The organism is Leptospira jelokensis, from assembly GCF_004769635.1.
Taxonomy (GTDB): Bacteria; Spirochaetota; Leptospiria; order Leptospirales; family Leptospiraceae; genus Leptospira_A; species Leptospira_A jelokensis.
In genome coordinates this window covers 61,535-74,129 of the sequence record NZ_RQGH01000013.1, presented here as the reverse complement: position 1 = coordinate 74,129, position 12,595 = coordinate 61,535, and the positions used below count along the sequence as shown (strand labels likewise).

Annotated in this window: 11 protein-coding genes; 3 read left to right on the top strand and 8 right to left on the bottom strand. The window is 35.4% G+C overall.

Annotated elements, in window-relative coordinates:
* Nucleotides 1-65 precede the first annotated feature (65 nt).
* From EHQ62_RS07160 to EHQ62_RS07150, 3 genes are all read right to left on the bottom strand, one after another.
* The gene (locus EHQ62_RS07160; protein ID WP_135641515.1) at nt 66-629 is read right to left on the bottom strand and encodes an LIC_11695 family lipoprotein; all 564 of its coding nucleotides are present in this window, start codon (nt 627-629) and stop codon (nt 66-68) included.
* A gap of 16 nt (nt 630-645) precedes the next feature.
* The gene (locus tag EHQ62_RS07155) at nt 646-3,030 is read right to left on the bottom strand and encodes a TonB-dependent receptor (RefSeq protein ID WP_135641514.1); all 2,385 of its coding nucleotides are present in this window, start codon (nt 3,028-3,030) and stop codon (nt 646-648) included.
* A gap of 253 nt (nt 3,031-3,283) precedes the next feature.
* Nucleotides 3,284-3,694: a CoA-binding protein gene (locus EHQ62_RS07150; protein ID WP_135641513.1), complete on the bottom strand. Its 411-nt coding sequence runs from the start codon at nt 3,692-3,694 to the stop codon at nt 3,284-3,286.
* 190 nt (nt 3,695-3,884) lie between these two features.
* Here EHQ62_RS07150 and EHQ62_RS07145 point away from each other — a divergent pair, with 190 nt between their 5' ends.
* The 3 genes from EHQ62_RS07145 to EHQ62_RS07135 all read left to right on the top strand — a co-directional run bounded on the left by EHQ62_RS07145 (nt 3,885) and on the right by EHQ62_RS07135 (nt 6,394).
* Nucleotides 3,885-5,039, top strand: a complete 1,155-nt coding sequence (locus EHQ62_RS07145) for a hypothetical protein (RefSeq protein WP_135641512.1) — start codon at nt 3,885-3,887, stop codon at nt 5,037-5,039.
* A complete protein-coding gene (locus EHQ62_RS07140) occupies nt 5,036-5,764 on the top strand; it encodes a flagellar filament core protein flaB2 domain protein (protein ID WP_135641511.1) in 729 nt (242 codons plus the stop codon). Before EHQ62_RS07145 ends, EHQ62_RS07140 begins: the two co-directional genes overlap by 4 nt.
* Before the next feature lie 78 nt (nt 5,765-5,842).
* Nucleotides 5,843-6,394, top strand: a complete 552-nt coding sequence (locus EHQ62_RS07135) for a DUF4334 domain-containing protein (RefSeq protein WP_135641510.1) — start codon at nt 5,843-5,845, stop codon at nt 6,392-6,394.
* An 18-nt stretch (nt 6,395-6,412) separates the two neighbouring features.
* Here the strand turns inward: EHQ62_RS07135 and EHQ62_RS07130 are convergent, their stop codons facing one another.
* From EHQ62_RS07130 to EHQ62_RS07110, 5 genes are all read right to left on the bottom strand, one after another.
* Nucleotides 6,413-7,561 carry a serine aminopeptidase domain-containing protein gene (locus EHQ62_RS07130; RefSeq protein ID WP_135641509.1) on the bottom strand — a complete coding sequence of 383 codons (1,149 nt, stop codon included), beginning with the start codon at nt 7,559-7,561 and terminating at the stop codon, nt 6,413-6,415.
* Nucleotides 7,562-7,571: 10 nt separating this feature from the next.
* Nucleotides 7,572-9,266 (bottom strand): glycoside hydrolase family 2 protein, encoded by a 1,695-nt coding sequence (locus EHQ62_RS07125; protein ID WP_208720641.1) that lies wholly within the window; start codon nt 9,264-9,266, stop codon nt 7,572-7,574.
* Between the two features lie 4 nt (nt 9,267-9,270).
* On the bottom strand, nt 9,271-10,590 hold the full coding sequence (locus EHQ62_RS07120) for an MFS transporter (RefSeq protein WP_135641508.1): 1,320 nt from the start codon (nt 10,588-10,590) through the stop codon (nt 9,271-9,273).
* 92 nt (nt 10,591-10,682) lie between these two features.
* A complete protein-coding gene (locus tag EHQ62_RS07115; RefSeq protein ID WP_135641507.1) occupies nt 10,683-12,218 on the bottom strand; it encodes a lipid A deacylase LpxR family protein in 1,536 nt (511 codons plus the stop codon).
* A gap of 3 nt (nt 12,219-12,221) precedes the next feature.
* Nucleotides 12,222-12,548 (bottom strand): DUF3817 domain-containing protein, encoded by a 327-nt coding sequence (locus EHQ62_RS07110; RefSeq protein ID WP_135641506.1) that lies wholly within the window; start codon nt 12,546-12,548, stop codon nt 12,222-12,224.
* Nucleotides 12,549-12,595 lie beyond the last annotated feature (47 nt).

The following is a 12,595-nucleotide window of genomic DNA, read 5'->3' as shown; positions in this document are numbered from 1 at the left end:
ATCTTTAGCAGTTAGAACCCAATCTTTAAAATTAGGTTCTAATGTTCGTTAATTGTATTTAGGTCTTATTGCCAACATTTGTTTGGATCATAACAAACATAAGTTCCATTATATCCCTCACATGCTTCTTTTGCATTTTTAAGATTCGTAATCCCATAATAGATATATGCCGGAATTAAGTATTGATGTTCTCCTTCTGTTGAATAAGCATAAGGAATTAAATCGTTGATTCCATCAACTCCATCGTAATGACATGCACTGATTTTGTTATTAATTGCGCATGGACCATTAATTCTTTCGACCACAATATCGATTCCAATTGCATTCCCAATTGTGGCATAAGTTTGTTCAATATTCAATTCCCATTCTGCTTGTTTTTCTAGATATGCTGTTGAATATTCACGGCAAAATAATTGAGGTCCATTCTTTACGCTGAAGCGGTGGCTATATGCAATGGTAAGACCTAATTTTTGTCCTTCACTCATGCTATTTGTATTCAATTGTTGTAATGTAACAATTTCGACAAGTTCATTGTTTGTTATTTTTGACTTTGGGTCAAAAAGATCGCATTGGAAAGCCGTCATACCAATCATTAAGATCGGAAGTAAGTAGTTGAGTTTTGTTTTCATATTGTTCTCCAGAAAATTAAATCTTATAAGTTAACATAAAGCCGTAAGTTTGTGGTGCGCCTGGCACTGCTTGAAAAGTACCATCTATATAAGATGTAAAATAATATCGATCTGTAATGTTATTCATATAAAGGTATGCGGATAACGTATCAGTTTCATACCCAATCCTTGCATTTAACACGTAGTAGGGATCACTATACACTGTGTTATCTGCTGCAAAATACATTTGACCTACAGCTTGGAATTCTCCTCTTAAAAAAATTCCAAAATCATTTCTATATTGTAGGTAACTTACGATGTCATACTTGGGTATAAAATGTACCCACTTTCCATTAAAATTACGATTTAGAACTGTATCTTGAAATCGGTTAAAAATACCTTCGGTATATCCTGCTGATAATCCAAGTTTGGTATCTTTTTGTGGTTTTATAAAAGTTTCTAGTTCATACCCTCTAATGGTAACCAATTCTGCATTGAGATTCACATATTGAGATAAATTGATTGCACGTATCACATGAAAGTCTTGGGTTTCTGTGTAAAACTGAGTATATTTTAAACCAAATTTTCCTTTAAAGAATTCTGATTTGATCCCTGCTTCAATCGTATCATTGATTTCGGGTTTAAAACTTGCTCGAGAAGGTACATTGACAACTGTGCTATAACCTGCATTTTTGTAGCCTCTGCTTACTCCGACAAAAAACATTATATTTTCAATTGGCTTATAATCAAAGATGACTCGCGAAACGTTATAGTTGTAGCGATTACTAATTGTGTATGGATCGGATAAGAGGAGTGTCCCTCCAATAGGATTAGTGTTAGATACTCCGGTCGCTTGTTCGGTGTGTGAAAGTCGACTTTCTTGCCTTTCTAATCTTGCGCCTAATGTAACTGTAAATTTTTCAAAGAAGGTGTAACTATTATGAGTGTAAAAACTTACATTCCTATCTTGTAGTCTCGATAAATTTTTTTCCTGAGTTGGTGCACTCAAACCAGGAAAATCGTTTACAACATATAATTGAACTCTATGTTCTCTTGCTTGGTCAATGTTTGAAATTTTATTTGAAGTATAAATTCCAATTTTATATTGAAGAGGATCATGTTTGTCTTTTGATTCAAAGTAAATATCATTCAGAAAGGTTGTTGATTTTTCAATGTAAATGGAGCGATTTTGATCTACTTTAGAAAAGTCGGAATCCGCTGTGATAGGATCGATGTCCATTTTGCGAAGCGCAGATGCTGTTTTTAGATTTGTGTATGGTAACTTGGTTGTAGTTGCTAATGAATAAGTATTCCCAGTTACATTACTTTTGCCTTCGTAATCCCAATATACTTTTCTATCACCATTTACCCGATTTACGTAAGTTCCATATAGTTTTGAACAATTTGAAGGTGCTGCAACACAGCCTTGCAATAACGCTTTTTCTCTTTCAGATTTAGCTCCTAGATAATTAACTAAATTAAGTGACCCGTCATCAAAACTTTCAGCACTGATTTGTAAATCAGCCTCAAAAATTTCGTTTGGTGTGAAGTATAATCGAAATCTACCGGCTCTTCCTTTCCTACCATCTGGATGAGTTTTATAAATTTCGACAGGTAATTCATAAGGTCGATTGTTTGGATAATAAAAACCAGTTACATTGGATAAATACCCCTCACGTTCCGTTGTTTTACCGGCGACTCCGAAATATAGTTTGTCATATATGATTGGAGCATTATAATATACTGATGTTTCTTGTTTTTTATAATTACCTAAATCTAAACTAATTTTTCCTTCTGGTAAATTGGTTGGTTTTTTTGTTTTAATTTCAACAACTCCACCTTGGAAATTCTTTCCAAACAGAGTAGCTTGGCTGCCTCTATATACTTCAATACTTTCTAATCCATAGAGTTCAGTATTGAGGGCAACATTATCATTCAGTGGAATTCCATCTAAAATCAACCCAACTGCTGGTTCGCTAAATGCTATACTTCGCATCCCTCGAATGTTGAAATAAGTAAAGTTACGCGAACCTGAATCAATGATCGAAAAATTAGGAACTTGTTTATCTATATCATTAGTTCGATTGATACCTGCGTCTTGGATTTCTTGTTCATTCAATCGACTTATGCTATTCGGGGTTTTTAATATCTCCCTGTCCCTTTGGTCTTTTTTACCTGTGACTCGGATTCCATTGTCTTGTTTATTGGCTCCTGAATTCGTATTCGAATCATTTCCTTCTGGCCTACGATTTGGATCTATGGATTGCGGTAAGAGGGGAATGGTTGGGAACAGAAGTAGAAAAGCTAGGGCAATGGTGAAAAACCTACTGTGTTCTGCAAACGTTGGCTCTTTTTGTATTCTGGATTTCTCTTGGAAATGCCAGGGTATTAAATGAGATTTATTCTCAATTAATTGGTGCATACCGGCATCGTTTCCGGTGTGGGTGTTTTTGGCAAGATTAAATGAGATAGAGACTCAAATTCGAAAACTTTTGTCCAAAGAGGGGTTATGGAATCCTGAGAGTGGGTGCAGTTTCTTAACGGCACCCTAGATTTAATATGTTTCTTTAATTTGGAAATTGCGCGGTAGTTGAAACCTCACCGAATATGAAAATACAAGGAGAAAGTTCTCTAGGTAGGTTTTGTCCACTTTGAATTGATCGTGTTCTATGTGTTCAGAAATAATGATTGTACTCGATGATTAGACAACGGTTGGAGACAACTTTGATTCCTGCCTCTTCCGCTTTTTTTTCGGCTTCTGGATGTGAAATCCCTAACTGTAACCATAACACTTCCGTTCCACCTAACTGAAGTATTTCGTCTACCACTTCTGGTATTTTGTCGGAACTACGAAAGACATCAATAAACCTACGATCCTCTTTTGGGATATCGGCTAGGCTTTTGAATATTTTAAACCCACCTACATTGTGGTTTTTGGGATAGGTTCCAATTACATTCCAACCTTTGTCACGAATGAAGACTGGAACATAATGACTCGGTTTTGTTTGGTCATTGCTTAAGCCATAAACAGTAATCGTTTGATAGGACTCTAACAAGGATTTGATGTCTGAATCTGGAACATTCATAATAGAATGATAGCATGATCCAATGACTCCGACAAGAAAAAGTTCTCATTTTGGATCCGCTATGGGAAGTTTGTCATTCTAACGTTCTTTTTTTAAAAATATGATTGTGTTTTGCATTTGGAAATGAAAATAGATTGGTCCGCAAGGAGATTTGACTGAAGGTTAAAGTTTCCAAAGCGATGGAAACAAAATGCAAAGAATTGAATTTTTGAGCCGGATTTCTCTCACAGCGCTATTGGTCTCAGGTATCCGACAGAATTTAGATGCAAAAAAAACAAATTTAACATCAGACCAAAACGTTTTTGAGTTCGAAATTGCAAACTATCCCATCGATCGAACAAAGGAAATCCTATCTTCCATTTTAGCGGAAGTAAATAAGGGAGAGATTGAATTTAATTTATTTTTGGACTCTTTTGCAAAAGAGCTCGAAGTTCGTTTCCCATTACAAGATAAAAACAAAATCTCATCTTACAAAGAATTGTATTCCTTTTCGATTAAAATGGAAATATTATGTGAGCTGACCATTATGCTCATTGGCATATGGCAAAATCTATGCATCCAAATTGGATTCGATGGATATCAAATTCGAGATTTCAAAACTGATTCAAATACAATCAAAAATGCGATGATTGGATTTGGTAACAAAATTCAAAATCATAAAATCCCAATGATTTTAGAACACCAAACTAAAAAAATATCCTGGAAACCTTTTAAAATCTCCCTTCGTTTGCCTTGGTTTGGTGGAATCAAAACGGAAAAACTAATTTCATATACAATTGATTTGGAACAAATTTTTGGTCTCGATCCGAAGCAGATAAAAGGATCAAATCAATCTGAAATTTCATTGCGAACCACCGAGTTTTTTTCTCACACAACAAATTTGATAAATTTAGTCGATGGAATACGTGCTAGGTGGCATCAGTATGCAGTGCGTTTCTATTATATGGAGTATGCACAACGGAAGTATGAATCCTGGCAAAACTTAAAAATGCGTAACTCTCATCATAAACATTACCAAAATCTGATTCGTTCTTATAGTTTTGAATCAGCGATGGAAACAATCCAAAATCGAGCGTATCATATGCAAAGTGGCGTCTATCATTCTATCGATCGTCAATCGCAACAAATGGTTGTATCATCCCTTGTTTTGATGATGAAAGACCTAGGCAAATGGATCGGGGTTGACCGTAATTTGTTTCGAACTCTAAAATTGGAAAACTCATATGGTGGGATCATTTCTGTTTCCACAGGTATGTCGGCTATAGATTCACTTAAAAACTTGGAGCAAGGAATCCGTTTCCTTAAAGAAGAACGAAAGAAATTTTTTGCCGAGGAAACTTTATGAAAATCAATGCCCACCCGCATCTCATCTTTGGTGCAAAACGAGAGTCGTTATTAGGAAAACACATTCTCAAAGCACGTTCTACTATCAGTCATTTCCTTAAAGACAAGAATTCAGATACTACAAAAAAAATCGAAATGAATGTGTTAACAAGTATTCGTTTCGGTGGTATTTTGCATAATGTAATTGACAAAGAAAATTATCAATCGATTGATTCGCGATTAAAATTTATCTCTTTGACATCCACCGCATTGGAACGTTTACACCTTACACAACCAAGGGGATCTACTTTTCAAAAACAGAAGTTTTTAATCCACCAAACGATTGTTTACTTAGATACCTTACTCGCAATTTCGGAACATTTATTCGCTTTGTCCGTTATTGAAGATGGGAAAAAGGAAAAACAAAGTGATAAACAAAAAGTAGTAGAGGAGCTTGTTGATGAAGTCGACAGAATTGCATCCACTGCCGAATTCAATGAAATGTCCTTATTTACTGGTGATTTTGCAAAATCTTCAAGGACAGCTTCCATGTGGTTTTTAAGTGAAAATGGCGAAATGTTTCAAATTTTTATTCCAACAATGACTTCTAAATCACTTGGGCTCAAAGATTTTAAAAATGATGCCATTACGATATCGAATCCATCGGATTTTCAAAATAAAGTGAAATTCGCCATTGATCGGATCAAAGAAGAACGAAAACAAATGGTAAATGTTCTCGAATCATAAAATGAAATCGAACAAATTATTTTGTAAAAATATTTCTTAATTAGATACATCTGTGAAAACAGGTTAAAGTTATCTTTTATGAAAAATAAAACTATCCAAATCAAATTTAATGAAATGCGTTCTAAAAAGAACAATTCAACAGAAGATTCTTTCGCGCTGTTTGATGCGTTAGAAGTTGTTTCCATTCAAGAAATGATGGGTAGGTGGCATGGATCTGGATTTCATACGGGTCACACCATGGATGGAGCCTTAGAAACTTTCAATTGGTATGGAAAGGAATTTGTAGATCCTGAAAATGTACACCCATTGGTTTTTCAATCATTAAGAAAATGTTTGTTTAAGGTGAATCCTTCCTTAATGCCTGTGAAACTGGCTACCATCATTCCTTCGACTCATTTATGGCCACTCAAGTATTTGTTTCTATTGGTCCGGTTTTTATTCCAAACCAATCAATCCAAAGCAAGAGTTCGTCAAATCGAGTTTAGAGGGCAAGTCACATCGGCAATGATCTATGATAACCTTCCCATCCATGATGTATTTAAAAAAGTAAATCAAAATACATTACTCGGATGTATGGACTTTAAAGGGATGAAACAACCTTTCTTTTTCGTATTAGAAAGAGATAAGTGATTGGTTAACAATCTTTACTTAAAAGTTTTTGGATCTTTTTGCATTTTGTTTTGTAATCGCTAAAATCGATTGAAAGTATTCTCCGATCAATCTGTCAGACCAAGAGTTAGCAAATAATCCTTCAAAAAAAGCAATGTGACTCCCTCTTTTCGTATGAACGTGGATGGTATTTTTTAGAGTTTCTAACCAATGTAAATTTTCTAAAACATTTTGATTCACGCAGATAGGATCATCTGCTGCATTTAGAATGAGTAAGGGTGTTTTGATTTTATCCGCTACCAAAATTGGATTTGAATTTTGATAATAAGAAAATTTGTCTTTATGTCCTGAAATGGTATGGAGTTTGTCTTGAAACTCACCTAACGTTTTAATATGGAAAAGTTCTTCACTTCCTTTAACACGAGCAAAACTTTCATAGTGCCGTTTTAGAAAATAATTGATCATCCGTTGACCCATAATTTTACTGTAGACTGGATGCACTCGATGAAATGCTTTTTCAATATCATAAGCAGGTGAAACGGCAACAGCGGCATTAAACATACTTTTTGATCCAGACTCACCTAAATAACGAGCAAGAAGTCCTGAACCTGCTGAAATTCCGACACCAAACAGAGGTTTACCGGGAAATTTCTGTTTGATATAAATGAGTTGTTCTTTTAGATCCGAAGTCGAACCCATTGTGTTGATCACTGGTTTTGTGAGTGGCAGGTTTCCGTGACCCCTTCTTATACAAACCACTACGATCCAATTATAGGTTTTCTTCAGATAAGATACGGTTGCTTTAACGTCTTGTTCATCGCCGCTAATCGTATGGAAAAGGACAATAATGGGTGAAAGATCTCTTTGATTGGCTGTGGATAGGCCTGTCCAAGCAAGCCCAGTTGTCCCTCCATCCTTCATTTCCAAATGCTCTATTTTATCGTAAGGATAAAATTTTGATTTTGACTCACGTAACATCAATAGAAGTAACATGAGGTGGTGGTTGAAACACCAGAATGTTGGATAATACTTTTTTGTGAGTCGTTTTGTTTTAGAAATGATTTGAGTTGTAAATTCCGATTCATTAAACCTAAGGACAGGAGTTTCAATGACACTTAGTATATAATATAAGATAAACCCAACACCACAAATCCCAAAGAAAATCAAAACGAAATTACCGAAAGGCATAGGCAATCTTTCAATGATACTTTAATTTTGCATTCAATTCTTTTAGAAAGGGAATGTCAAATTTGACTACTTTTCGGTCGTAAGTCACAAGTCCATTGATCTCTTCTTCGACATCACTGACTTGGGTGTAAATGGATGCGCTAAGACCTTGTTTGATTAATGGCAATAGTTCTGTTTCGATTAGTTTTTTATATTCCCATTGTAATGATTCTTTTGAAGGTAGAACTTTGTATCCAAATAGTTTTTTTTCGTCATAAACGTGGCCATCAGTTTTTAGAGAATAACCACCAAATTCCGATAATACGATGACTCTAGGCTCTTTTTTGGGAACTTTTAGTTTTTGGTAGTAGAGGTGTAAACTTTTTAAATCACTACTATTTTTGCCCTGGTCATACCAACCGCTGACACTATCAACAGTTCTTGTATTATCCAAAACCTTTAGTTTTTTCGTGAGAGACACACTGTCAAATTGACCCCATCCTTCGTTGAATAATACCCAAACACTAATGGATACGGAATTGTATAAAAGTGAAATCGTTTCTTCCATTTCTTTGATGAATTCCCTTTTTCCATTTTCGTCGGTACGATTGAGGAATTTGTATTTGGTATCATCTGTTTTCCATCCAATAAACGGTAAATAGGCGACTTTCCAAGTTTCATAAGCTCCCCCACCACATACAAAATCTTGCCAAACTAACATTCCGATTCGGTCACAGTGGTAATACCATCGTAAAGGTTCTATTTTAATGTGTTTTCTTAACGTGTTAAATCCCATTTCCTTCATCAAAGTAATTTCCTTTACCATAGATTCATCGTCAGGTGGCGTTAACAAACTTTCCGACCAATAACCTTGGTCCAATAGTCCATTATGAAAATACGGTTTGTTATTCAAATACAATCGTTTGTATTGGCCATCATACCCAATCGAAAATTTTCTCATTCCAAAATAAGATTCAATTTGATCCGATTTTGTTTGGACTCTGATATCGTATAACTTTGGATTTTCGGGTGACCAAAGTTCCATATCGGGAATGCTTAAAACCGAAACTTTTTTTGTACTTTCTGTTATGACTTCTGAATTACTCAAAATTTGAACGAGTATTGATTCAGATTCCGTGTCCAATTCGATTTCAACGGACTTGGTGTCTATGTTTGGAGTGATTTTGATATTCTTTATATAATCGGTTGTAACACTTTCCATCCATACTGTTTGCCAAATTCCAGATTGTGGTGTGTACCAAATTCCACCTCGTTTTAATTTTTGTTTCCCTCGGCTTTGCGTTCCTGTATCGCTAGGATCTGTTACCGTAAGTCGTATCTCATTTTTACCAATTTTGATTTCTTTTGATACATTGAATGTGAAAGGTAAAAATCCGCCTTGGTGAAAACCAACTTCTCTTCCGTTCACATAACAAATGCAAGAGTAATCCACTGCACCAAAATGTAAAAATGTGATGTCCTTTATGAAATTTTGTGTGATATCAAATTCTCGTTTATAAAATAATACTTCATTAGGTTGGAGGATAAAATTTCCTAGACCACTAGCCTTGGTTTCTGGAGAAAAAGGAACCAAAATTTTATGTTGGTATTCGATAGGTTCTCCTTGTTTGGCATGGCCTAAAAACCATTCACCATTTAAGTTTAAGTAGCTATCTCTTCTGAGTTGTGGTCTCGGGTATTCTGGAAAAGGGATATTTTGGTTCAATGGATTATTTCCGTTTTAGTATTGTTAATGGGTAAAAGATAAAAATACAAATGATTGCACTTGTAAGAAAAATTTCTGGTGAAGGTACATGCGCAATGGAACCATTAGTTGGGTCAATGTAAGTTAAGTTAGTTGTTTCATTGATCTTTTGTCCAATCATGGGTCCGATAAACATCGGAATTAATACAAAAAATATCATACGGATCCCCTGTAATTTACCAATATTTTCAATTGGGGTATAGTCCCTGATTTGTGCACCAAGTAATGCCAATATTTGCACAAATCCAGTCATCAAAATTAAACTAGTGATTCCAACGAGTAACATAACCAAGTTTATGTTTACCCCGATGGTATTTTTTGCGGTAATGTATAGTGATAACATTCCTATGATATAAATAATAGAGAATACTATTAATAATCGATCTTTGTCTTTCCCATCAAATCGATTGCCTAAAATGATGGTGATGAAACTTGCTCCAATGATGACACATGCGAAAACAATTGAATACTGGATTACATCAAAATGTAAATACTCTTGCATAAAGATAATTAGATAAGGCATATAGATTTGGCTTGCAATTCCGTAGATCCCCATTGCCAAAAAATATAAATAAAGTTGCCGGTTGTTTTTGATGACTGAGAATTGAAATCCATACAGTAAATCAGAAATAAAATCAGTGTTTGTTTTTTTGAGATTAGGATTGTCTTTGATAAGCCATAAGCCGATGATACCGGAAAGGGACATGAGAGTTCCCACTCCCACAAACAAACCTGGGTATCCAAAACTTGTGACAATGAATCCAAAACCTCCGGCTACAATCAACATGGCAAGTAAAGGCATCGCAGACAATACACCTTCCGCCAAACTCCTCGCATTGCCTGTGTTATCTGTAACATAGGCATTAAAAGCAGCATCATTTGCACTGGAACCAAAAGCTGTCATGATACAGTCTAATGTGATCACAATGGCGATTGTCAGTTGGATGATTTGAAGTTCTTCCGTTAACCCAAACCAAATTTGTGTATTTTCTTTTGTTACAAATGCAAAGGAAAGGGTTAACAACCCCCAACATAGATACCCGATCGATATAAAATACTTGCGATTTCCTAATTTGTCGGACAAAATGCCCGCAAACAAAGTTGTGATGGTTGCCACAATACCGCTCAATTGCACCATAAGGGTGACTGATGAAGTGCTTTTTGAAATAGTATTATAGATGAATAAATTGAAGTAAATATTTTCGACTGACCAGGCTATTTGACCGACAAGGCCAAATAAAATTAAAACAAACCAAAGGCGTTTACCCAAACTATGATTCTGCATGATCGCACAGTTTTCTGTGAATCAACATTGTTTGGCGAGTCTTATTTTTGAATTGAGTTCAAAAGTTTGAAACTGAAGGGTTTGGTTCCTCGTTAGAAAACCTTACCCAATTGAAAACCTAGCCATTGGTGTTGTTGTGGTAATCCCCTTGCCGATTGAAAGTCAATGGTTTGGTAATTATAATGTAATCCAAACATAAATCCTGAGTTCGAAACTGAAACAAATCCTGCTCTGACAAACCCTACGGCTCTTTTTAAATCAGCAATGTATGTTTTGTCTTCTCGGTATTCAATTTCTTCTCGTAAGAGTTGTAATAGAGTTTCCCTTTGTTTAGGATCTAAAATGAATTGTGATAAAATTTCGTAAGAATAAAAACGAACGATTGGAGGAAGTTTTCCACCTTCTGGACGAAAAATTGAATATATTGCCAAGGCTTTGGCGTTATCAGGAATTTGGTCCCATTGGTCTGATAAATTTTTTAATAAGAATAAACGGGTATTGAATTCTATATCTTCGGCACCATTAAAAATATTGTTAAAAACCAAATAGTTTAATCCAATATTATAAGGATTGTTAGTTCCTTTCACTAAAAATTCATTGAACAATATATATCTTTGTAATGTGTTTTTTCCATTGTCTTCTGATAGGGCTCGGTATTGTAATTCCCTTTCACCTACATCTGGAGTTGGATTATTTAAAAAGCTATCCCAATTGCTAAACGCGGAACTTCTGTTTTGCGACTTATATGCCTTATCGGTTCCCATTTGGCCTTGTATTGTTGCATTGTAAGCTTGTAAAGTTCCGCCTGGATTGATATAGAAATACCAGTATCCGTTTCCTTCGTTATGAAGGATTGGTGGGCCAGGTTGCAAAGCAGAACTACCAGGGCCTGGTGTTTTGTCTACATTCCCAAAACGAAAAATCAATCCAAAGGATACATCTGTGTTGATATTGCCTAAGTTGAGATTGTATTGAGTCCCAAAAAAACGATGGTAGTATTTACGAATGTCAGTGCGTAAAGCAACTGAATAAGAGTCAGGGATTTGTGTATCCCAACCTTGTGGTGTTGGTGAGTTGATCAAATTATGAAAATTCATTTGGGCAGATTTTCCACCAACGGATGGTCCAATCATACCAAGCTCGAGTTCGGTTGTGACACTAGTATCTTCTGATGCAGTTGTTAATGAGTTACTAAAATACCCTCTGCTAGAATACGGTCTATCACCGTACGAAACGTCCGCTTTTGTTATGTTTGTGGGAGTATAAAATTCTTGGGCTACGGCAAATCCTTGTAAGTATTTAGTGGTTTCAGTCGGAGTCACAAAAAAATCGTTCCAGTAACTAAATACTTTTCTAGTTGGATTGGATTCTCCAGCTTTCATATGAAATTCTAATCGAGATCCATTTGTATAATAACGATCGGAAAATCCACCAAATGCATCATTCTCCATTATAAGTCTTACTTGGTATTGGTCTGGAGTTTCCTTTGCAGTCCTTTCGATTTCTATAGGAGTTTCGACAACAGGTTTAATCGTCGTCGTCTTTTTATTGGTTTTCGTTTGGGCTACGATATTACCTACTAACAGAAGATTGGCGAGAAAAAGACAGAAAAGAAATTTGGATTTCATAGTTTATTTCAAGTTTTCCGATTCATCATGGTCTGGTTTTAAGTATAAATACTTTTCGGCTACAAAGGTTCCGAATGGGAGTACAGAAGCCAGAGCCGCATAAAAGGTTTTTTTGAGTTTCCACTGGTATTCCATTTTTACGTGGAAGAGTTCAACTAAATACAAAAGGAATAATAAACCATGAACCAATCCGACGATTTTATTCGGTTCTGGATTTTGGTATAAATATTTTAAGGGCATCGTGACAAAAAGAATCGTTAAAAAGGAAAGTCCCTCTAAAAACGCTAAAATGCGAAATCGACCCAATTTCGTTTGCAAAAGTGAAAGCATAGAATTACATTACCGTTCCTTTTTCCAGAATCAAAACCCATTCCATT

Coding starts and splice junctions, on each gene's coding strand:
- EHQ62_RS07120 (WP_135641508.1), bottom strand. CDS start 10,590: ATGCAGAATCATAGTTTGGGTAAACGCCTTTGGTTTGTTTTAATTTTA.
- EHQ62_RS07115 (WP_135641507.1), bottom strand. CDS start 12,218: ATGAAATCCAAATTTCTTTTCTGTCTTTTTCTCGCCAATCTTCTGTTA.
- EHQ62_RS07145 (WP_135641512.1), top strand. CDS start 3,885: ATGCAAAGAATTGAATTTTTGAGCCGGATTTCTCTCACAGCGCTATTG.
- EHQ62_RS07155 (WP_135641514.1), bottom strand. CDS start 3,030: ATGCACCAATTAATTGAGAATAAATCTCATTTAATACCCTGGCATTTC.
- EHQ62_RS07110 (WP_135641506.1), bottom strand. CDS start 12,548: ATGCTTTCACTTTTGCAAACGAAATTGGGTCGATTTCGCATTTTAGCG.
- EHQ62_RS07150 (WP_135641513.1), bottom strand. CDS start 3,694: ATGAATGTTCCAGATTCAGACATCAAATCCTTGTTAGAGTCCTATCAA.
- EHQ62_RS07140 (WP_135641511.1), top strand. CDS start 5,036: ATGAAAATCAATGCCCACCCGCATCTCATCTTTGGTGCAAAACGAGAG.
- EHQ62_RS07135 (WP_135641510.1), top strand. CDS start 5,843: ATGAAAAATAAAACTATCCAAATCAAATTTAATGAAATGCGTTCTAAA.
- EHQ62_RS07160 (WP_135641515.1), bottom strand. CDS start 629: ATGAAAACAAAACTCAACTACTTACTTCCGATCTTAATGATTGGTATG.
- EHQ62_RS07130 (WP_135641509.1), bottom strand. CDS start 7,561: ATGCCTTTCGGTAATTTCGTTTTGATTTTCTTTGGGATTTGTGGTGTT.